The 21373-nt window shown below is 41.6% G+C and carries 22 protein-coding genes and 1 tRNA gene; 15 read left to right on the top strand and 8 right to left on the bottom strand.

The features are described 5' to 3' along the window. Positions 1 to 16: 16 nt before the first annotated feature. Positions 17 to 208, bottom strand: coding sequence for a hypothetical protein (locus C6N34_RS05260; RefSeq protein ID WP_057177637.1), 192 nt, complete (start codon positions 206 to 208; stop codon positions 17 to 19). Between the two features lie 101 nt (positions 209 to 309). Next, complete coding sequence (gene hisF / locus C6N34_RS05255; protein WP_006278227.1) at positions 310 to 1083, bottom strand: imidazole glycerol phosphate synthase subunit HisF; 774 nt, start codon at positions 1081 to 1083, stop codon at positions 310 to 312. Positions 1084 to 1615: 532 nt separating this feature from the next. Between hisF and ruvB the strand changes: the two genes are divergently transcribed. Both ruvB and C6N34_RS05245 read left to right on the top strand, forming a co-directional pair. Next, the gene (gene ruvB / locus C6N34_RS05250; protein WP_115539102.1) at positions 1616 to 2731 is read left to right on the top strand and encodes a Holliday junction branch migration DNA helicase RuvB; all 1116 of its coding nucleotides are present in this window, start codon (positions 1616 to 1618) and stop codon (positions 2729 to 2731) included. Between the two features lie 175 nt (positions 2732 to 2906). Continuing rightward, positions 2907 to 3731: a tetratricopeptide repeat protein gene (locus tag C6N34_RS05245; RefSeq protein WP_369806387.1), complete on the top strand. Its 825-nt coding sequence runs from the start codon at positions 2907 to 2909 to the stop codon at positions 3729 to 3731. A gap of 13 nt (positions 3732 to 3744) precedes the next feature. Here the strand turns inward: C6N34_RS05245 and C6N34_RS05240 are convergent, their stop codons facing one another. Beyond that, on the bottom strand, positions 3745 to 4539 hold the full coding sequence (locus C6N34_RS05240) for an FAD-binding domain-containing protein (protein WP_057177640.1): 795 nt from the start codon (positions 4537 to 4539) through the stop codon (positions 3745 to 3747). 35 nt (positions 4540 to 4574) lie between these two features. Between C6N34_RS05240 and C6N34_RS05235 the strand changes: the two genes are divergently transcribed. Together C6N34_RS05235 and C6N34_RS05230 are read left to right on the top strand one after the other, a co-directional pair. Next, positions 4575 to 5048, top strand: coding sequence for a peroxiredoxin (locus C6N34_RS05235; RefSeq protein ID WP_057177641.1), 474 nt, complete (start codon positions 4575 to 4577; stop codon positions 5046 to 5048). Between the two features lie 46 nt (positions 5049 to 5094). Then, complete coding sequence (locus C6N34_RS05230; protein ID WP_115539101.1) at positions 5095 to 6264, top strand: cysteine desulfurase family protein; 1170 nt, start codon at positions 5095 to 5097, stop codon at positions 6262 to 6264. Between the two features lie 99 nt (positions 6265 to 6363). Here C6N34_RS05230 and psbC read toward each other — a convergent pair whose 3' ends face one another. Both psbC and psbD read right to left on the bottom strand, forming a co-directional pair. Further along, positions 6364 to 7749, bottom strand: coding sequence for a photosystem II reaction center protein CP43 (gene psbC / locus C6N34_RS05225; protein WP_115539100.1), 1386 nt, complete (start codon positions 7747 to 7749; stop codon positions 6364 to 6366). Then, positions 7733 to 8788, bottom strand: coding sequence for a photosystem II D2 protein (photosystem q(a) protein) (gene psbD / locus C6N34_RS05220; RefSeq protein ID WP_006276274.1), 1056 nt, complete (start codon positions 8786 to 8788; stop codon positions 7733 to 7735). The genes psbC and psbD overlap by 17 nt, the downstream gene beginning before the upstream one ends. A 386-nt stretch (positions 8789 to 9174) precedes the next feature. Between psbD and C6N34_RS05215 the strand changes: the two genes are divergently transcribed. The 4 genes from C6N34_RS05215 (at position 9175) to C6N34_RS05200 (ending at position 12823) form a co-directional block, all read left to right on the top strand. Then, positions 9175 to 9744: a photosystem I assembly protein Ycf4 gene (locus tag C6N34_RS05215; RefSeq protein ID WP_006278219.1), complete on the top strand. Its 570-nt coding sequence runs from the start codon at positions 9175 to 9177 to the stop codon at positions 9742 to 9744. Positions 9745 to 9790: 46 nt separating this feature from the next. Next, positions 9791 to 10498, top strand: coding sequence for a peptidylprolyl isomerase (locus C6N34_RS05210; RefSeq protein WP_057177646.1), 708 nt, complete (start codon positions 9791 to 9793; stop codon positions 10496 to 10498). Positions 10499 to 10514: 16 nt separating this feature from the next. Continuing rightward, positions 10515 to 11666 carry a beta-ketoacyl-ACP synthase gene (locus C6N34_RS05205; protein ID WP_115539099.1) on the top strand — a complete coding sequence of 384 codons (1152 nt, stop codon included), beginning with the start codon at positions 10515 to 10517 and terminating at the stop codon, positions 11664 to 11666. A 125-nt stretch (positions 11667 to 11791) separates the two neighbouring features. Next, the gene (locus tag C6N34_RS05200; RefSeq protein ID WP_006278216.1) at positions 11792 to 12823 is read left to right on the top strand and encodes a zinc-dependent alcohol dehydrogenase; all 1032 of its coding nucleotides are present in this window, start codon (positions 11792 to 11794) and stop codon (positions 12821 to 12823) included. A 2-nt stretch (positions 12824 to 12825) separates the two neighbouring features. Here the strand turns inward: C6N34_RS05200 and C6N34_RS05195 are convergent, their stop codons facing one another. From C6N34_RS05195 to C6N34_RS05185, 3 genes are all read right to left on the bottom strand, one after another. Next, positions 12826 to 13164: a Dethiobiotin synthetase gene (locus C6N34_RS05195; protein ID WP_115539098.1), complete on the bottom strand. Its 339-nt coding sequence runs from the start codon at positions 13162 to 13164 to the stop codon at positions 12826 to 12828. A gap of 89 nt (positions 13165 to 13253) precedes the next feature. Further along, entirely contained in the window at positions 13254 to 13556 is a 303-nt protein-coding gene (locus C6N34_RS05190; protein ID WP_057177649.1) for an RNA recognition motif domain-containing protein, read from the bottom strand. 240 nt (positions 13557 to 13796) lie between these two features. Next, complete coding sequence (locus C6N34_RS05185; RefSeq protein WP_057177650.1) at positions 13797 to 14333, bottom strand: phycobiliprotein lyase; 537 nt, start codon at positions 14331 to 14333, stop codon at positions 13797 to 13799. A gap of 191 nt (positions 14334 to 14524) precedes the next feature. Between C6N34_RS05185 and C6N34_RS05180 the strand changes: the two genes are divergently transcribed. From C6N34_RS05180 to rplK, 7 genes are all read left to right on the top strand, one after another. Then, positions 14525 to 15889: an efflux RND transporter periplasmic adaptor subunit gene (locus C6N34_RS05180; RefSeq protein WP_181884046.1), complete on the top strand. Its 1365-nt coding sequence runs from the start codon at positions 14525 to 14527 to the stop codon at positions 15887 to 15889. A gap of 35 nt (positions 15890 to 15924) precedes the next feature. Next, on the top strand, positions 15925 to 19158 hold the full coding sequence (locus C6N34_RS05175; RefSeq protein WP_115539096.1) for an efflux RND transporter permease subunit: 3234 nt from the start codon (positions 15925 to 15927) through the stop codon (positions 19156 to 19158). A gap of 63 nt (positions 19159 to 19221) precedes the next feature. Next, complete coding sequence (rplS, locus tag C6N34_RS05170; protein WP_006278210.1) at positions 19222 to 19584, top strand: 50S ribosomal protein L19; 363 nt, start codon at positions 19222 to 19224, stop codon at positions 19582 to 19584. A gap of 105 nt (positions 19585 to 19689) precedes the next feature. Beyond that, positions 19690 to 19762, top strand: a tRNA-Trp gene (locus tag C6N34_RS05165). A 263-nt stretch (positions 19763 to 20025) separates the two neighbouring features. Further along, positions 20026 to 20247: a preprotein translocase subunit SecE gene (gene secE / locus C6N34_RS05160; protein WP_006276210.1), complete on the top strand. Its 222-nt coding sequence runs from the start codon at positions 20026 to 20028 to the stop codon at positions 20245 to 20247. Then, complete coding sequence (gene nusG / locus C6N34_RS05155) at positions 20247 to 20876, top strand: transcription termination/antitermination protein NusG (protein ID WP_057177653.1); 630 nt, start codon at positions 20247 to 20249, stop codon at positions 20874 to 20876. The genes secE and nusG overlap by 1 nt, the downstream gene beginning before the upstream one ends. Positions 20877 to 20882: 6 nt before the next feature. After that, the gene (gene rplK, locus C6N34_RS05150; protein ID WP_115539095.1) at positions 20883 to 21308 is read left to right on the top strand and encodes a 50S ribosomal protein L11; all 426 of its coding nucleotides are present in this window, start codon (positions 20883 to 20885) and stop codon (positions 21306 to 21308) included. Positions 21309 to 21373: the final 65 nt, after the last annotated feature.

Below are 21373 nucleotides of genomic sequence, written 5' to 3'. Positions count from 1 at the left end.
ATTCGGTTGCTCCCTATCAACCGATTTTTAACAGGTAGGACATACAGTTCCCCATGAGGAAATATACCACTAACATGGCTGCTGCTGCTACAGCAACCAATGCACCCGCTAACATCAGGGAAAATTCCTTGTTCTCTATGGCCTTCTCCATTAGATGGAGCGACCAAGCTACCAGTGCTACATCAAAAATTAGAATAGGAATCAACATAATTCTTAATATTTCTTAATACTAGTCAACTAATATTAACACTGTTTTTGAGAACTGTGTCTGACTTTGGTCAGAGATATACCTGGTTGCCAAGAGCGGGATTAACACGGTAAGCGGATGGGAACAGATTGTTCTTGCAAATAATTTTTAATTTGCGCAATGCTTAAATGTCCATAATGCAGTATGGATGCTAATAAGGCGGCTTCGGCTTGTCCTAGAGTTAGAGCTTGGTGAATATGCTGACAATTGCCAGCTCCACCAGAAGCAATGACTGGAATTTCCACAGCTTGGGCGATCGCTCTGGTTAATTCCAGGTCATAGCCAGCTTGAGTACCATCCGCATCCATACTAGTTACTAACAGTTCACCAGCCCCCCTTTTTTCAACTTCCTGTGCCCAGGATAAAGCATCTATGCCTGTATTTTCCCTACCACCTCGCACGTACACATCCCAACCCGTAGAGTCAGGTTCAACTCTCCTTCGCGCATCAATGGCTACCACAATACACTGATTTCCAAAGCGATCGCTCGCCTCGTTAATCAAGTGCGGATTGCGGACAGCTGCTGAATTAATACTAACTTTATCAGCTCCCGCTCGTAACAAATCTTTAACATTTTCTAATGTTTGAACACCCCCTCCCACAGTCAAGGGAATAAAAACCTGGTCAGCAGTTCGGTAAACTACATCAATAATAGTATCACGGTCTTCGTGAGTAGCTGTAATATCTAAAAATACTAACTCATCAGCACCAGCTTCATCGTAAACCCTAGCTAGCTCTACTGGATCTCCAGCATCCTTCAAGTCAACAAAATTGACACCTTTCACAACTCGTCCAGCCTTGACATCTAAACAAGGTAAAATTCTTTTAGATAGCATAGTAATTTCTCTGTCTTTTGATAACTGTTGGCCTAGTCGTTGGCAAAATTGTTGTTGGGTTAGAAACTGGACATTCTACTGTATCCATTTTTTCGGTAAATGCCAACTGGTAGTACTAGTTCACGTAAAAAACCAATTCTTCACAAAGATTTTCCCACCTCTATGCTGGTTGGCTAGTCGCTTATTTTTAGTTCTATTTACCTTGATCTAATGAACTATTGCCTGACCAAGAGTGGAAATTTGTAATTTAAACAAATCACAATAATACAATGCCTGCTTATACTTAGCTATTTACAGATACATCTCAACAACCTCGTATAAAAACAGACAAAGCCTTCCAATAGGAAGGAGCTTGGGTGGGTAGTCCAGCCAATTATGCTCGTCATGCCATATTGATTGGTTACTCGTTTTAGTTTAAACTTTGAGACCACTGTTTAGGTGAAAAAATCAACTGAGTTATTATAGAGGAAAAAGCAATCTTTAGGAAAGCTAAATTTCCAAATTCCAGTCCCTAGCTTAAGACAGCTTAATTATGGCCATAATCTCGTCAAAAAAGGAGCCCTCCGAATCTGGGGGAAAGCCGAAAAAGCACCGAGGAGTAGCGAAACCGAGGGTAGAAAAAGTTTCCTCCGAGGAAAAGATTCTGCAACAGGAAGCAACCGTGGGTGAAGATGATAAACAGGAGGATAGCATTCGTCCCCGACGTTTTGCAGATTACATTGGACAGCAGGATTTAAAAGATGTACTAGATATTGCCATTAAAGCGGCTAAATCTAGGGGTGATGTGATGGATCACTTGCTATTGTATGGTCCTGCGGGTTTAGGTAAGACCACTATGGCTATGATTTTGGCTTCAGAGATGGGGGTAAACTATAAAATTACTAGTGCGCCAGCTTTAGAGCGTCCCAGAGATATAGTGGGGTTATTGGTGAACCTGAAACCAGGGGATGTGTTATTTATTGACGAAATACATAGACTTTCTCGCATGACTGAAGAAATTTTGTACCCAGCCATGGAGGATTATCGTTTAGACGTGACCATTGGTAAAGGATCCGGAGCCAAAGTACGAACCATACCGCTATCAAAATTTACCTTGGTGGGAGCCACAACTCGCGTGGGAGCTTTAACTTCTCCCCTGCGAGATCGGTTTGGACTGGTGCAAAAACTGCGCTTTTATCAGGTAGAAGAACTGAGTCAAATTGTTTTGCGTAGTGCAGAGGTTTTACAAACTATAGTGAATTTAGAAGGGGCCACGGAAATTGCTAAACGCTCCCGGGGTACACCGAGAATAGCCAATAGATTACTCAAGCGAGTGCGTGATTATGCTATAGTTAAATCCCGTCCTCAAATTGATCAACCTACTGCTGCAGAAGCATTAACCCTATTTCAAGTAGATCCCTGTGGTTTGGACTGGACCGATAGAAAAATGCTCACTGTAATTATTGAAAATTTCCATGGTGGTCCTGTGGGTTTAGAAACCTTGGCCGCTGCTACGGGGGAAGATACACAGACTATAGAAGAGGTTTATGAACCATATTTAATGCAAATAGGGTATTTAAGTCGCACACCACGGGGGAGGGTGGTTACAAGTGCTGCATATCAACATCTTGGTTTCCAACTGAATAGTGAACAGTTATCATTGTTATAACTAGGGAGGCACAATTATTTGTAGGATGGGTTGAGGGTAGGGTAACCCATGGGGGCGTTGGGTTTCATATTAAACTCAACCTGCGTTGATCTTATATTTAATTCCACCTACCCACTTAGATCCCGGTCAACATATTATTGATTTATTGGCAGTGTTGTATATGACAGAAAATTAAATGACTAAGAAAAAGAATACTATTTTGAGTCTGTTAACAATTTTGTTGGTAAGCTTATTACTAACTCTAAGTAATTGCTTACCAGTAGTAGCAGAAACAAGTCACATTACAGCACAAGAGTTAGAGTTGGGAGATGAGTTAGCAACCCAAGCATTTGCTGCAACTGACAAGGGTGATTTTGCCACCGCTGAAAAATATTGGACTGAAATTATTGAGAGATTCCCCACCAATGCGGGTGCATGGAGTAATCGGGGTAATTCCCGGGTTAGTCAAAATAAATTAGAAGCAGCATTAACTGATTATAATCAGGCCATTAAATTAGCTCCCAATGTGACAGATCCTTACCTAAATAGAGGTACAGCTTTAGAAGGATTGGGCAAATGGCAAGAGGCGATCGCTGATTATAATCATGTTTTAGAATTAGACCCCCAAGATGCTATGGCATATAATAATCGCGGTAATGCTAAAACAGGACTAGGAAAATGGCAAGAGGCGATCGCCGATTATCAAAAAGCCACACAAATAGCACCTAACTTTGCCTTTGCTCGTGCAAACTATGCTTTAGCCATGTATGAAATTGGGAAAAAAGAGCAAGCGGAAAGAGAAATGAGAAATATAGTTCGTAAATATCCCCGATTTGCTGATATGCGTGCCGCTTTAACCGCCACCTATTGGGTAGGGGGTAAAAAAGGGGAAGCAGAAAGCAACTGGGTAGCAGCTTACGGATTAGACACCAGATATAAGGATATTAACTGGGTGAGAAATATCCGCAGATGGCCACCAAGTTTAGTAGCAGCGTTGGACAGGTTTTTAAAACTGGATTAGGGCTGGATTAAGTTTAAGTTAGGGGGGAATGGGGAAAAAGGGTTGATTGCAAATCCTCATAACTGCCTTCAAATACGCACTTACCATATAATGGACATCGAGAACAATATACTCCTTTTGTATAGCGTTCTAGATTTTCTCGATTAAAGAAATAGGGCTTGTGACTGAAAGTACTAGCCACCCATTGCCAAGACATATTATTACTTGCTGGGTCTCCATCTAACAAATGCTGCAAAAACCATTTAGCTCCCGCTTGCCATTGAATTTTTCTCCAGTGAATAATATAACTTGCCAACCACATTCTGATATGATTGTGGAGATAACCTGTCACTCGTAATTCTTGACTAAAACTATCAATACAGACCAGTCCAGTTTTACCTTCCTGAATATCTTCCGGGAGGGTATGGGAGTAATCTCCCCTGTGATAACCCGTTTTGTATTCTTCTTGATTTTCCCAAATACCCTTGCCTAACTTCATGTATAATCTTTGCCAGTAGTCCCGCCATCCCAGTTCATTAATTAACTTGCTTCCATCTTCTGAATTTTCCACTGTGTTAAGAATATACTCCCTCACTTCTCGCAAACTCAAAACACCATGACGAATATAGGGTGATAACCTAGTTACTGCTCCAGTCAAGTAATTGCGTGTTTTTGCGTACAATACAGCATTTACCTTTTCTAGTTGTTCCACTGCTGCTTTTCTACCCCCAGAAGTTCCACTGATATAATCACCTGTTTGTGCAGCTTGAGGGAATTGTTCCCGTATATAAGTTACTAACTCTTCTCGATTAGCGAAGTCCCGTAACATAGTTTTTGCCTACTCATTTTGCTTAATTATCCACCATGAGTGATATTCCTCAAATTGGAAAACCCGCACCTGATTTTGCTAAGCTAGACCAAGATGAGAACCTAGTTAGCTTATACCAGATCAATCAGTGGGTGGTTCTATATTTTTACCCGAAAGATGACACCCCGGGATGTACTATGGAAGCCAAGGAGTTTACCGAATTGGCATCAGAATTTATTGATTTGGATGGGAAAGTTATAGGAGTCAGTCCAGACTCCAGTAAGTCCCATTGTAAATTCATCACCAAGCATAACCTGGCAATTACCCTGTTAACAGATCCTGAACATCAGTTAATAGAAACCTACGGTGCGTGGAGAATGAAGAAATTCATGGGAAAAGAATATATGGGGGTTGCTCGTTCCACCTTCTTAATCGCACCCGATAAAATCATTGCCTATTCCTGGCCAAATGCTAAGAGCAAGGGTCATGCCCAAACAGTATTAAAAAAATTGCAAGAACTCAAAAACTAAGACCCAATTTGATGTAGTTTGATTTAATTAATCGTTGAGAGAAAATATGTCCATTCGTCCCATTTACCTGGATTCCCATGCTACTACTCCCCTAGATGAAAGAGTATTAAATGCTATGATTCCGTACTTTACAGAAAAGTTTGGTAATCCTGCTAGTAATAGTCATGTTTACGGTTGGGAAGGTCAAGCAGCAGTAAAAAGGACCAGAGAAGTTTTGTCTACCGCAATTAACTGCACTCCTGAAGAAATAGTCTTCACCAGTGGTGCAACGGAAGCCAATAATTTAGCGATTAAGGGTGTAGCAGAAGCATACTTTTCTAAAGGTCAACATATAGTTACCGTTGCTACAGAGCATAAAGCAGTATTAGACACTTGTGAATATTTAAAAACCATAGGTTTTGAACTAACTATTCTTCCCGTCGAAAAAGATGGACTAATTGATTTAGAAAAATTAGAAAAGTCTTTACGTGCCGATACTATATTAGTGTCTGTTATGGCTGCCAATAATGAAATTGGGGTTTTACAACCATTAAGTGAGATTGGGAGGATTTGTCACCAACAGGGAGTGATATTTCATACTGATGCTGCACAAGCCATTGGCAAGATTTCCTTAGATGTGGAAGCATTGAATATTGATTTAATGTCTTTAACCGCTCATAAGGTTTATGGTCCCAAGGGAATTGGAGCTTTATATTTCCGCAGAAAGAATCCTAGGGTAAAACTAGCACCCCAACAGCACGGTGGAGGTCATGAAAGGGGGATGCGTTCAGGAACCCTCTATACACCCCAAATAGTGGGTTTTGGCAAGGCTATAGAAATTGCCCTGGAAGAACAGGAAACAGAGAATTTTCGCCTGGAAACCCTTAGAGAAAGACTATGGAAACAGATATCTAAAGTGGGGGGAATTCACCTGAATGGACACCCCAGCAAAAGACTAGCAGGAAATTTGAATATTAGTGTGGAAGGTATTGATGGAGCAGCACTGTCCTTAGGACTCCAACCAGTAGTAGCTGTCTCTTCCGGTTCTGCTTGTTCTTCCCATCATGTTGCACCTTCTTATGTTCTTACCGCTTTAGGATACCCGGAAGAATTAGCCCATGCTTCAGTGCGATTTGGTATTGGTAGATTTAATACGGCAGAACAGATAGATGAAGTAGCAGCTCATTTTTTGAAAACTGTGGAAAGTTTAAGATTTAACTCAGTAGTAACTTGCTAAGACTTAAGTGGGTGGGTAGACCCATAAATTATAAAAGCCCCTGTTTTTCAACAAGGGCTAACACTTCAGCTGACACTTCAAATACAAAACTAGGAAATTCTAGTCAAGATCATTCATGTAGTATGCTGGTTCGTTTTCACGGTCCAGTCCTTTCTCAAAACCACCAGCAGCTGCACGAGCGCGTCCTGCGTGCCACAGGTGACCAATGAGGAAGAAGAAACCTAACACAAAGTGAGAAGTAGCCAACCATGCACGAGGAGATACATAGTTAAAAGAGTTGATTTCAGTAGCTACGCCACCTACAGAGTTCAAAGAACCCAAGGGAGCATGGGTCATGTATTCAGCAGCACGACGAGCTTGCCAAGGCTGAATATCATTCTTGATCTTCTCTAGGTCAAGACCATTGGGACCACGAAGGGGTTCTAACCAAGGACCACGGAAATCCCAGAAACGCATGGTTTCACCACCGAAGATGATTTCACCAGTGGGAGAACGCATCAGGTACTTACCTAAACCTGTAGGACCTTGAGCAGAACCTACGTTAGCACCTAACCGTTGGTCACGAATTAGAAATGTTAAAGCTTGTGCTTGAGAAGCTTCAGGACCTGTAGGACCGAAGAACTCACTGGGGTACGCAGTGTTGTTATACCAAACCATAACAGAAGCAATAAAGCCCATCATGGATAAAGCACCTAAACTGTAAGACAGGTAAGCTTCACCAGACCAAATAAAAGCACGACGTGCCCAGGCAAAAGGTTTGGTTAAAATGTGCCAAATACCACCAGAAATACAAATAAAGGCAATCCAGATATGACCACCGATGATGTCTTCCATGTTATCTACGCTGATAATCCAACCTTCACCACCAAAGGGAGCTTTGATTAAATAACCAAAGATCACCGCTGGATTAAGGGTAGGGTTAGTAATTATGCGTACATCTCCACCACCGGGAGCCCAAGTATCATAGACTCCACCAAAGAACATGGCTTTCAGTACCAACAACAACGCTCCACATCCGAGGATGATCAGGTGGAAACCAATGATGTTGGTCATTTTGTTCTTGTCTTTCCAGTCATAACCAAAGAAGGAGGAATACTCCTCTAAGGTTTCAGGACCGCGTACAGCGTGGTAAATACCGCCAAAACCCAAAACAGCAGAAGAAATTAGGTGCAATACCCCAGCTACAAAGTAGGGGAAGGTATCTATAACTTCACCACCGGTGGTCACACCCCAACCCAGGGTAGCTAGGTGAGGTAACAGAATTAGCCCTTGTTCATACATGGGCTTTTCTGGGACAAAGTGAGCAACCTCAAATAAGGTCATTGCTCCGGCCCAGAATACAATCAAACCAGCATGGGCCACATGGGCACCAAGTAGTTTACCGGAAAGGTTGATTAAACGTGCATTACCTGACCACCAAGCAAAACCGCTGCTTTCTTGGTCACGGCCAGCACCTACAACGGATCTATTAGAGAGCGTTACCACGTGGTAGTACCTCCTCTGGGAATACGAACTGTTCGTGGGGTTGGTCTTGAGGCGCCATCCAAGCTCGGATACCCTCGTTTAATAAAATGTTCTTGGTATAGAATGTTTCAAACTCTGGATCTTCTGCTGCCCGTAGTTCTTGGGATACGAAGTCATAAGCTCGCAGGTTTAATGCTAAACCTACAATCCCTACAGCACTCATCCACAATCCGGTAACGGGTACAAACAACATGAAGAAGTGTAACCAGCGCTTGTTGGAAAAAGCAATCCCGAAAATCTGTGACCAGAAACGGTTTGCTGTCACCATGGAGTAGGTTTCTTCCGATTGGGTAGGATTGAATGCGGGGAAGGTGTTGGAACCTTCGCCATCTTCAAATAGGGTGTTTTCTACTGTTGCACCATGGATAGCACATAGTAAAGCTCCACCTAAAATTCCTGCTACACCCATCATGTGGAAGGGATTTAAGGTCCAGTTGTGGAAACCTTGGAGGAATAATAAGAACCGGAATATGGCTGCTACGCCAAAACTGGGTGCAAAGAACCAGCTGGATTGTCCCAATGGGTACATCAAGAAAACGCTGACAAATACGGCAATCGGACCGGAAAATGCCAGGGCGTTATAAGGACGAATACCTACTAGTCTAGCAATTTCAAATTGACGCAACATGAAGCCAATTAATCCAAAGGCACCATGTAAAGCAACAAAGGGCCACAAACCACCTAGTTGACACCAGCGGGTAAAATCACCCTGAGCTTCTGGACCCCACAGGAATAATAGGGAGTGTCCCATACTGTCTGCAGGGGTGGATACTGCTACTGTCAAGAAGTTAGCTCCTTCTAAGTAGGAGGAGGCTAAACCATGGGTGTACCAAGATGTAACAAAAGTAGTACCGGTTAACCAACCGCCTAATGCTAGGAAGGCACAAGGAAACAGTAATACTCCTGACCAACCTACAAATACAAAGCGATCGCGTTTTAACCAGTCGTCTAGTACGTCAAACCACCCTCTAGAGGGGGCGCGTCCAACTGCGATGGTCATGGAAAAATCCTCTTGTTTACTAAAATTGCTACGTTTTTAAGGATGCTGTGGGAAGGGTTATTTCCTCAGCATGGTGAATTAAACGTTTTTTTAGAGTCTTGACTCTACCAGTATACGGTAGAAATTATGAGATTGAACCATTCAATTTGGGTGTTTCTCATAAATTATGCCAGGACTGTTGCCACTACCTGGTTATTTAGGTGATGACAACTTAATGATTCTTAACTTATCACATTATGGAAAATTTTGGGTTGAAAATTTTGTTTTTGATATTGGAGCAATAGGTGGGACATACATAATTATTGTCAGTCGTTGTGTTAAGATGTTTTGTTGGTGAGTTCTGGAAACTGAGCACCTACGTGAGCAACTAGCTTTAAGTATTTCAAATGACATCATCAACAGTGACTGACAAAGGTGAAATTTCCCTACATCAAAACGTTCTCGGTTCCCGACGATTGAGTAATTACTCCTGGGCAACTATTGTTACTTTAGGAGCATCCGGCTTTTCATTAGCCAGCATTTCTAGCTATTTAAAAGTTAATCTACTGATTGTCACTGATGCAACTGAGCTAATATTTGTCCCTCAAGGACTAGTGATGGGAATATATGGAATAGCGGGTATGCTTTTAGCCTTATATTTATGGCTAGTAATTTTGTGGGATGTAGGTGGTGGTTATAATGAATTTAATCAGGAAACTGGTAAGTTCAAAATCTTTCGTTGGGGGTTTCCTGGCAAAGACCGCCAAATTGCCATTGAAAGCTCTATACGAGATATACAGTCTGTTCGCATTTCTATTAAAGAAGGTCTCAATCCTCAACGAGCACTTTATCTCAAGGTCAAGGCGAGAAGGGATATTCCCTTGACTCGTGTTGGTCAACCCCTATCCTTATCAGAGTTGGAAACTCAAGGGGCCCAATTGGCTCGTTTTCTGGGCGTTCCCTTGGAAGGACTCTAATTATTCGTCCTATACTCATACCTTATATATAGTTGAGTTAGTGTCAATGCACTTTCAAATCCCCCAATTTAAATCTTTCAAGTTTCTGTGGTTAGCACTCATCCTTAGCAGTGTCTTATTTACGGGTTGTTCCCCCAGTCAAATAGCTTCTAGTGCTTCCCCAAACTATACAAATTTACCTCGTTTGGTGGGTAAGGCCACTGTGGTAATGACGGTTAAGGGTTCACCTATTACTATTGAAGTGGATGGTGATAACGCTCCTATTACTGCTGGGAATTTCCTAGACCTGGTTCAAAAGGGTGTTTACAATGGACTAATGTTTCATCGCGTTGTGCGTGACCCCCAACCCTTTGTGGCCCAAGGTGGTGATCCTCAAAGCAAAGATCCCAACTTTCCCCAAGCTAGATTGGGAACTGGTGGGTATATGGATCCCCAACTGAACATTGAACGTCTCATCCCCCTGGAAATTAAGCCCCGAGGCCAAAAAGAGCCAGTCTATGGCAAAACAATTTCCGAAAAACCTGTTTTGACCCATAAACTGGGTGCCATAGCTATGGCTAGATCTCAAACTCCTAATTCTGCTTCATCTCAATTTTACTTTGCTTTGGCTGATTTAGGATTTTTAGATGGTGCCTATGCAGTTTTCGGTTATGTCACTGATGGTATTGAGGTGGTTAATCAAATTCAGCAAGGCGATAGAATTGACCAGGCTGAGGTTACAAAGGGATTGGCAAATTTAAAACTTCCACAGTAGTTATTAATATCTCAAATTGCTTAGGGTTTTTGTTACCGGTATTGGTTTAGTTTCCTCTCTGGGTATGAGTTTGCAAGAAAGCTGGCAGAATCTACTCTTGGGTAAAAGTGGCATTCAATTACACCAGCTCTTCCCAGAATTGGCACCTGTTCCCTTGGGTTTAATCCATCACCAACCACTATCTTTGAATATTTTGACCCCCCAAGTTGTAGATCAGGCCCTCAAGGATGCTAAATTGTCCCCCCCTTTACCTGATTGTGCGGTGGTTATCGGTTCTAGTCGCAGTTACCAAGCATCTTGGGAAAAGTTGGCACAACAAATGAATGACACTCCGCCATGGTCAAATCTGGAACATTGGTTGGATAGTTTGCCAGTGATGAATGCTATCACAGTTGCTAGACAAATTTCCTGTCTGGGAACTGTTTTAGCCCCAATGGCAGCCTGCTCTACCGGTATTTGGGCGATCGCTCAAGCTGTAATATTGATTCAAAGTGGTCAATGTCATCAGGCGATCGCCGGTGCTATTGAGTCTCCAATTACACCGTTGACTATTTGTGGATTTCAGCAAATGGGAGCTTTGGCTAAGACGGGTGCTTACCCCTTTGATATTAATCGAGAGGGTTTAGTTTTAGGCGAAGGGGGAGCAGTGTTTGTCTTGGAATCTCAAGAGTCAATAGAACAGCGTCAGTTAACCCCAGAAAATATTTACGGAGAAATCCTAGGTTTTGGCTTGACAGCAGATGCTTTTCATGGTAACAAACCAGAACCACAAGCTAAAAGTGGGATGTTAGCCATCAAGCAATGTTTAGAACGTAGTAATTTGACCGAGGTAGATATAGACTATATTCATGCCCACGGTACGGCCACCAAGATCAATGATCAAATAGAGGGTAAAATCATACAAGAGTTATTTCCCCCCCAGGTAGCGATTAGTTCCACCAAGGGTGCCACTGGTCACACCTTAGGAGCATCAGGGTCATTGGGTGTAGCTTTTTCCCTAATGGCCATCAAAAATCAAATATTACCCCCCAATGTGGGACTAAAGCACAGAGAAATGAACTTAAACTTGGTCACAGCAGCAAAAAAAAGTCGGGTAGAACATGTTCTATGCTGTAGTTTTGGGTTTGGAGGACAAAACGCGGTGATTACCTTGGGAAGGTGGAATTAAATATAAGATGAACGTAGGTTGGGTTGAAGTATGAAACCCAACGCCCCCATGGGCATCCTACAAATAATTGTGCCTCCCTACTTAGTTATTTATGTTATTTATTTAGATAGATGGAGTGAGAAAACTTGTTAGCAGCTTTACTTTACGGAAAGGAAGACATAAGATTAGAGGAGATACCAGACCCAACCCCCGCATTGGGAGAAGTGGTAATTAAAGTGGAGACTGCCACCACTTGTGGTACAGATCTAAAAGTGTGGCGACGTGGCGGTCATGCGCGAATGTTGACACCTCCCACATTATTCGGACATGAAGTCGTGGGTACCATTGTCGCTATTGGATCTGGTGTGGATAATTGGCATGTAGGAGAGCTGGTGGTGGCCAATAACTCCGCCCCCTGCATGAAGTGTTTCTTTTGTCAACGACAAGAATACTCCCTTTGTCCAAATCTTACCTGGAACAATGGTACTTTTGCCCAGTATTTAAAAATACCCGCCCCCATTGTTCAACACAATATGCTGGGAGTCCCTGCAGGATTACCCTTGGCCCTAGTTTCCATGACTGAACCTTTGGCCTGTGTGCTTCATGGATTAGCTCGCTCCCATATTAAACCCCATGACCGAGTGGTTGTTTTGGGTGATGGAGCTATTGGATTGATGTTTGTAGGGGTTTTGGCCCGGGAATTGCAAGCCCAGGTATTTCTCTGGGGTGGCAATAATCACCGTCTACACATTGGTCAACAATTGGGAGCATCCCGGATTTTTAATTATCATCAGGTCACGGATATTCCCACTAAGGTGAGGGAACTCACGGATGGATGGGGAGCAGATGTAGTCATAGAAGCTACTGGTGTTCCCAGTGTGTGGGAAACTGCTATTTCCTGTTCCCGTCCCGGTGGAACCGTTAATTTATTTGGTGGTTGTCCTAAAGACACTAGCATTAATATCAATACCGAACAGCTTCATTATGATGAATTAACTGTAAAAGGTGTTTTTCACAATACTCCTAAATATGTTAGGGATGCTCTCTCTCTTATAGAAAGTCGGAGAATTGCTTTTGAGTTATTAATTAGTAACCAAGCTCCCCTAGAAGATTTAGAACAGGCGCTTAACGATATGAAAGCACGTCTGGCAATTAAGGTAGCTATTGTCCCCCATTGACCTCATTTTTTGGTTTCCCATGTACCGGAAAATATACTTTCAACTGCTAGGGTAATTCTTTGCAAGTCCTCTTTTAACAGTGGGGGCCATTCAGTGTCAGATTTTAGCTCCATTGTCAATATTTCTAAACACTTACTGCCTAGTTTATGCAGTGACCAGGCTAGTTCTTTATCTATAGTATTGACATCCTTTAAGGATTCAAATACAAGTTTTAATGCTAACAAAATAGATGTAATTTGACCCGGTATGGGCAATTTGCCCTTTTGGAGACGGTTTAAGACGGTATCCCGAGCAGTTTCTGTTTGATCTATTAATAGTTTACGTGCTATTTGGTAGTTCATTGGGATATTTGATTGTGGTAGTTGAGAAAAAAGCTCACACTGCAAGAGCATGAGCTGGTATTATCACAAATTACTGCTACAGTTGGGAATTAGTAGCGGTTACGCCCACCACCATAACCACCTCCTCGTCCACCACTACCACCACGATCTTCCTTAGGTTTAGCCTTATTCACTTTTAAATCACGACCCATCCATTCTGCACCATCAAGTGCTTCGATCGCCGCAGTTTCTTCTGCTTCTGAATTCATCTCCACGAAAGCAAAACCACGAACCCGACCCGTTTCCCGATCAGTGGGGATTTGAACCCGTTTAACCGATCCATATTCCGCAAACACAGCTGTCAAGGCATCCTGTGTAACTTCGTAAGAAAGATTTCCTACATAAACCGACATGAATTATATCTCCAAAATCATTAGTTTGTAGAGATTTAGATTTCGGAGAGGAGTCTGTAAATACCACAAGTAAAAAAAGCCTGTCAATACTAACAACAAAATACTAATCGCCGAATTAAGTCTCTTCTTTATCATGACATAGAAATTAATTTTTGGGGTAGTTTGGAAAAGTTTTTTTTGATTTCCTCAAATACATGAATCTAGCTATAACTCTAATTATAGCGCTTAGTAACAATGGGACTAAACTCGTTTCTCTAAGTACTGCCCTATTGTAAGAGGTTTTCCATCACGAGAGATGATGGTTTGTCTTGTGCGGTACTTATCACCGATTAGTTTTATTTCTTCTTCAAAAACTGCGCGGTTGTATTCTGTTCGTAAGCATAGGGTATGAGCTTGGGAAATAATATAATCAGCGGTTACTGGTTTGGTTGTGGCAAACCCCTTGTCTCGATATAAGATTTTGCCCAAAGCACCAAATATGGTTTGACCGTGCACTTTTTTTTCTAGGTTTTCCAAATCCACACTTTGCCAACTGACCTTTGCTCCACAGCTCAAACTATCTAGGTTTGGTAAATTATGTAGTTGGGCCAATGTCAGCAATTCCTCATCCCCTTTGGGTAGAAAATCAATGGTAATCATACTGACTAGTTCTTGGGTTTTTCCTTCTGGTAGGGTATAGTAGCGTCTTTCAGAACGCCATGTACCTGCAGAGTCGCGGAAAAAATCGGCAATCTCTTGCTCATCAGCAATTTGAGTAGTTTTTACCAAAATTGTCATTTTTTGCTTACCTCAAATCGGGAAAAAACTTACGATATCTTTACTATTCTTAATATACAGGAAAAATTTTTTTGGTGATGGTTATTAATGAACATTCTTATGCCAATTTTTACCATAATTTCACAATTCCCGGAAATGTCAGTAATAATTAATATGTAATAGCATTTATAGTGACCTAAAAAAGTAAACTTATGGTTTTAGTCCCAAATGAGTCACGAATAACAGTAAAGGTATTAAGTATCATACCATCTGGGTCATGGCTGAGCCAAATCAGCCATCATAGAGACAAGATATTACTGGTGTCTGTTTTGTTTCTGGGAATTTTGGCAACTGGCTGTGTTTCCACGGTTAAAGAATCAGCAGAAGCTCAATCTCAAAATTCATCCGGAAAAAGAAGTGCTAAACCAATATCCGTAGATGTGGCGATCGCCCGAACGGACTCCCTAAATCAGGAGTTAATTTATACAGGTAGTACAGTTCCTAGGAAAATAATATCCGTGCGATCGCAAGTAGAGGGGAGACTAATTGGTTTAGATTTAGAGATTGGGGATAGGGTAAGCAAGGGACAGAGGGTTGGTAGACTAGATGATATTTTGTTGAAGACGGGATTAGAGCAACAGGAAGCGGAGTTAGGAAATCGTGAATCAGAAGTAGAGCGAGCCAGGATCCAGGTAGGAAATATAGAAGCGGAGGTAGAAAAAGTTAGATTAGAACTGATGCAAGCGAAATCTGACTCAGACAGACAGCAGAAACTATTACAAGAAGGGGCGATTTCCCAACAAGCTGCCCAGCAGGCTGTGACAAAAGTTAAGACATATCAACAGATTTTGAAATCAACCATAGAAAAGCAAAGAACAGAAAACAAAGCAGTAGCAGCGGCGCAAAATAGAGTCTTAGCCCAGAGAGCAGTAGTTAAAGCAGCGAGAGAGCGTCTTTCGTATACTGATTTAATTTCTCCGATTACAGGCGTAGTAACAGAAAAAATCACAGAACCAGGGAACCTTTTACAATCAGGGAACGAAGCTATAAAAATTGCCGATTTAAGTCAGATCAAAGTAGTGGTGAAAGTCTCAGAATTAGAACTGGGGAAAGTGGAAATAGGTCAGAGGGTAGAAGTAAATTTAGATGCTTTTCCCGATGAAAAAATCATAGGTAGAATAGAAAGAATTTCACCAGTAGCAGATAGCACAGCTAGAGTAGTGCCCGTAGAGATAGTCATTCCCAATAGCCAGGGAAAAATTCGTAGTGGAATGTTGGCCAGAGTCAATTTTTCCAGACAAGAATCATCAAGGGTAGTGGTGTTCAAAACAGCAATTAATAATCAAGACCAGGAAACATCATCACCGAATAATAACAGCACCATTTTTGTTATTGAACGGAACGAAAAGAGAGTAAAAGTTAAAGAACAACCAGTTGTGTTGGGTAAAGAAGCTGATGGCAAAATAGAAATTATCTCTGGAATACAACCGGGAGACAGTTATGTAGTTCGGAGCAGTAAACCCCTTCAGGATGGTCAAAGGGTTAAATTATCAGCACTGTCAGAATTACCAAACTAAAGACTTAAAATCAACAGGAATAACCCCTTAAACAAATGTCAAATATCCACAAAAGTTTTAGTATAAGTGCCCTATCTATTCGCCAACATATTGGCACTTTAATGCTAACCCTAGCAGTGATTGTCATGGGTGTATTTTTCACTCTACGATTACCCGTAGACCTATTACCATCTATTACCTATCCTCGGATTGGAGTCAGAATAGAAGCACCGGGGATTTCACCAGAAGTAGCAGTGGATGAAATCACCAAAAACTTAGAGGAAGCCTTTTCCGCGACAGAAGGAGTAATTCAAGTTGTCTCCCGTACTCGAGAAGGACAAGTGAGTTTAGACCTATATTTTCAACCGGGAGGAAATATTGATCAAGCTCTCAATGATGCTACAGCAACTTTTAACCGCACCAGAAATAGATTACCCGAGACCATAGAAGAACCCCGGTTATTTAAGTTTGACCCTTCCCAACTACCCATATATGAATTTGCTCTCACCTCACCCACCCTTAAAGGAGTAGATTTACGAGTTTTTGCCGAAGAAGAATTAGGGCGTGAATTGGGTTTAGTACCAGGAGTCGCACTGGTAGACGTATCTGGGGGAGTGGAAGAAGAGGTAAGGGTAAATATTGATTTAGATCGTTTACAAGCCCTAGGAGTAGGTTTAACAGATGTATTAAACGAACTGAGAAATCGCAATCAAGATATTTCTGGGGGGAGAATTTTAGGAAGTAATTCCGAACCCTTAACTCGCACAGTGGGGAGATTTAAAAATGCCCAGGAGATTAATGATCTTTCCTTAGAAGTATCCACGCCTAATTCCCCCAGTAAAAATCGGGTTTACCTGAGAGATTTTGCCCAAGTTACTGATGGTGCAGCAAAACAGAGAGTTTATGTTTTGCTCAATGGTGAAGAAGCGGTAAAAGTTAGTATTCAAAAACAACCCGATGCTAATACTGTCAATGTTGTTGATGGAATCAAAGAGAAAATAACCCAACTCAAACAAGCTGGTAAAATACCCGAAGAATCAACATTAACACCCACCTTAGATGAATCAATATTTATCAGAAACTCCCTAGCTAATGTTACCACCTCTGGTTTAATAGGTGCAGGATTAGCAGGTTTTGCCGTTCTTTTATTTCTTGGGTCCTTACGACAAACCTTGATAATTGTTATTTCTATTCCCCTAGCTACACTAGCAGCTATTATTTTCATGGGGTTATTTGGTTTATCAATAAATATTTTTAGCTTGGGTGGTTTAGCATTGGGAGTGGGAATTGTGGTAGACAATTCTATTGTTATGTTAGAAAATATCACCACAGGTATTACTCACAATAAAAGGCAAAATCGCCTAGTTAACCTATCAGCAAACACAATTATTGAACAAGCTGAACTTAGCAGTCGAGAAGTAGAATCAGCATTGATAGCTTCCACAAGTACCAACCTGGTAGCAGTCTTACCATTTTTGTTAATTGGTGGTTTTATTTCCTTAATATTTAACGAACTAATTCTCACCATTAGCTTTGCTGTAGCAGCTTCCATTTTAATAGCTGTTACTGTTGTACCCATGTTAACATCTCGATTATTAGGTTGGCCAGTTCCCATTTCCCTAACCAATTTTTGGTTATTTCAACAGTTTAATCAACAATTCGCAGCTGCTACTAGATTATACGGCAAATTTTTAACCGGAATTTTACGTTGGCGGTTATTAACAATTATTATGGCTACTCTCTTATTAGGTGGTGGTAGCTATTGGATAGCACCCCAGCTAAAACAAGAAATTCTCCCCCAAATTAATACCGGACAGGTCAATCTGTTTGCCCAATTTCCCCCCGGTACTCCCCTCAAAACCAATCAAAAAGTCATGGGGTTGGTTGATGAAATTGTCGGTAAACAACCGGAAACTAAATATGTGTTTTCCACTGTTGGTGGATTTCTCTTTGGTAGTAATAGCACAGCCAATCCCCTACGCAGTTCCAGTACAATTACCCTAAAACCAGGTTCAGATATAGAAAGCTATATTGAGCGGGTTAGTAAAAAATTTACCGAACTAAACTTGGTTGATATTCGACTGCGTTTAACCAGAGGACAAGTAAGGGGTTTATTGCTTAGTAACTCACCCGCTCGTGGTGCGGATGTGGATATTATCCTCCAAGGAACCGATGGGGATATCCTAGAAAAAAAAGGTCGTCAGTTATTAGCAATCCTAGAAGAAAAAGTGACCGCCCTGAGATTTCGTCCCGATGGAGATGCTAAACAACCGGAAATCCAAATTCTACCCAACTGGGAGCGAGTGACAAATGTGGGGTTAAACACTAAAGAAATTGGAGAAACAATTCAAACAGCTATTACAGGTAGTGTCCCCACCCAAATACAACGAGATAATCGATTAGTGGATGTGCGAGTGGAATTAAATGAGGATGCGCTAAACACTACTTCCCAGTTGGCAAGACTACCTTTATTCACACAAGGTAATCAACAAGTTAGACTAAGTGATATAGCGACGATCATTACTAGTAAAGCACCGGGAGAAATACAACGGATTAACCAGCGTCAAGTATTTTTAATTGCAGGTAATTTAACCGAAGGAGCTAGTTTAAATCAAGCCTTAGAACAGATTGATCAGGTTTTAAATACTGTAGAGTTCCCCCCAACCGTGAGCGTCTTACCCAGTGCAACAGCAGAGTCTAATCGCCAAATTCAACAATCACTACAAGTCTTAGGTGGTCTGGCCATATTCTTAGTATTTATTGTCATGGCTGTACAATATAATTCCCTTGTAGATCCATTAGTCATTTTATTTACCATACCTCTAGCCCTAGCTGGAGGTGTTTTTGGTCTTTATATTACCAAAACTGCTGTTGGTGCAACCGTAATTGTGGGTGCGGTTTTATTGGTAGGAATCGTGGTAAATAATGCCATTATTATGGTAGAATTGGCTAATCAAATCAGGGAAAGGGAAAGAATAGACCGTCGCACCGCTATTTTAAAAGCAGCACCCCAGCGTCTACGCCCAATTCTAATGACAACAATTACCACGGTTTTAGGCATGTTTCCCCTAGCATTAGGCATTGGCGAAGGATCTGAATTTCTCCAACCCCTGGGCGTAGTGGTGTTTTCTGGTTTGTCTGTAGCCACCTTATTGACCCTATTTATTATCCCATGTTTTTACACCCTTTTACATGATTTAATAGGAGGTGGTTGGAAAAAAGATAAGTGGCTAAAATCATCTATAGCCAGAAATAAAGAAATGGCTGAACAAATTAGCTCAAAGATCTAGACTAGGGGACACCTATAGGTTTATTATTGTTAATTGTGGTTTTTTCTATAAAACAACTGAACTATGAACGCTCAAGAAATTATCCGCTCCATTGAAGCGGAACAGTTAAAGTCCGACCTACCTCAAATCTATGTAGGTGACACAGTGCGGGTGGGAGTAAAAATCAAAGAAGGCGATAAATATCGTGTGCAACCCTACGAAGGGGTAGTCATTGGCAAACGGAATGGGGGGATTAACGAGACTATTACCGTACGTCGGGTATTTCAGGGCGTAGGGGTGGAGCGAGTATTTTTACTGCACTCACCACGGATTGACAATATCAAAATTATGCGTCGCGGTAAAGTTAGACGAGCTAAATTATATTATCTTCGTCAACTATCTGGTAAAGCTACCAGAATTAAACAACGCTTTGACCGTGCTTTGTGATAGAGTGATAATATGGGAATAAGAAGCTAAATTTGATAAATTTAGCTTACCCCTTGACTAGAAAGAAAAATAAGATTAACATGGTGTAAATAACACAAAAGTCGTGCGCTCTTAGTTCAGTTGGTAGAACGTAGGTCTCCAAAACCTAATGTCGGGGGTTCAAGTCCTCCAGGGCGCGCTGAAAGTCATGATAAATAGGTTAACATGAGCTAGCTTGGGTTTCGCATTTTTGAGGCCTTGACTTTTTAGCAAGACTTGGGATAGAATTTGTCGTTATCTCTATGGCATAGGTGTAAATTACCAGAGAGCGGCTAGGGTGTGAAAATCCTAGGTGATACAATGTCGCCAACCGCACCGAGTTAACTCCTCAATTTAGGACTGGCGTGCTAAACTAGGGTGTGAATTCGATAAAGCAACCTAAGAAACGGGGGTATAAAGACCGTGACTAAAAAAAACGAGGCAGAAATGCCAGAAAGTGGTGGTGGGTTTAGCTTCAACAACTTTTTCCAGGGAACAAAAGAAGAACTTGAGAAAGTAGTTTGGCCCAGTCGTAAACAGCTGGTGAGTGAATCAGCAGCCGTTTTATTAATGGTAACCCTATCCGCATCTTTAATATATCTAGTTGATGGACTTTTTGCTTGGGCAGCAAAACAGGTGTTCTGATGAGTTATGCAACAGATGAACCAAGGGATGCTTTCCAGTCAGAAGATACCCTGGAAACAACAGTAAATGAAGCACGTTGGTATGCGGTACAAGTAGCCTCTGGTTGCGAAAAACGTGTAAAAACGACTTTAGAACAGCGTATTCAAACTTTTGATGTGGCTGACAAAATTATTCAGGTAGAAATACCCCACACTCCAGCAGTCAAAATCCGTAAAGACGGCACCCGTCAACAAACAGAAGAGAAAGTTTTTCCCGGATATGTTTTAGTGCGGATGACGATGAGTGATGACACTTGGCAAATAGTAAAAAATACTAGCCATGTGATTAATTTTGTAGGAGCAGAGCAGAAGCATGGTAGCGGGAGAAGTCGCGGTCACGTCAAACCGGTTCCTCTAAGCAACTCAGAAGTAGAGCGTATATTCAAGCAAACCACAGAACAGGAGCCAGTAGTTAAAATTGACATGGCTACGGGTGATAAGATCATGGTACTTTCTGGTCCATTCAAGGATTTTGAGGGTGAGGTGATTGAAGTGTCGCCAGAAAGGAGTAAACTAAAAGCTCTACTCTCGATTTTCGGACGAGATACACCAGTAGAACTGGAATTTAATCAGGTACAAAAACAGAGCTAAATCCAAATGGCGAAGAAATTAGTGGCGGTCATTAAATTGGCCTTAAATGCTGGGAAAGCCAACCCAGCACCACCGGTTGGTCCTGCACTTGGTCAACATGGTGTTAATATCATGATGTTTTGTAAGGAGTACAATGCCAAAACAGCTGACCAAGCTGGTATGGTAATTCCGGTAGAAATTTCCGTATTTGAGGATCGGAGTTTTACCTTTGTACTCAAAACACCCCCAGCATCGGTTTTAATTCGTAAGGCGGCAAAAATTGAGAGAGGTTCGGACCAACCAAACAAGAAAAAGGTTGGTAGCATTACTAGAACCCAGTTAAAAGAAATTGCCCAAACCAAACTTCCTGACCTCAATGCCAACGACATTGAAGCAGCGATGAACATTGTGGAGGGAACAGCCAAAAACATGGGTGTGACCATTAAGGATTAAAATTCCCAATCTCAAATCATATTGGGGGAGAGGTGAGGAACTTCGAAACAACCCCAGGAGGAAAA

The organism is Cylindrospermopsis raciborskii Cr2010 (assembly GCF_003367075.2).
Classification (GTDB): domain Bacteria; phylum Cyanobacteriota; class Cyanobacteriia; order Cyanobacteriales; family Nostocaceae; genus Raphidiopsis; species Raphidiopsis raciborskii.
The sequence above is the reverse complement of the archived record's forward strand: the minus strand, read 5'-3'. Positions and strand labels throughout refer to the sequence as shown.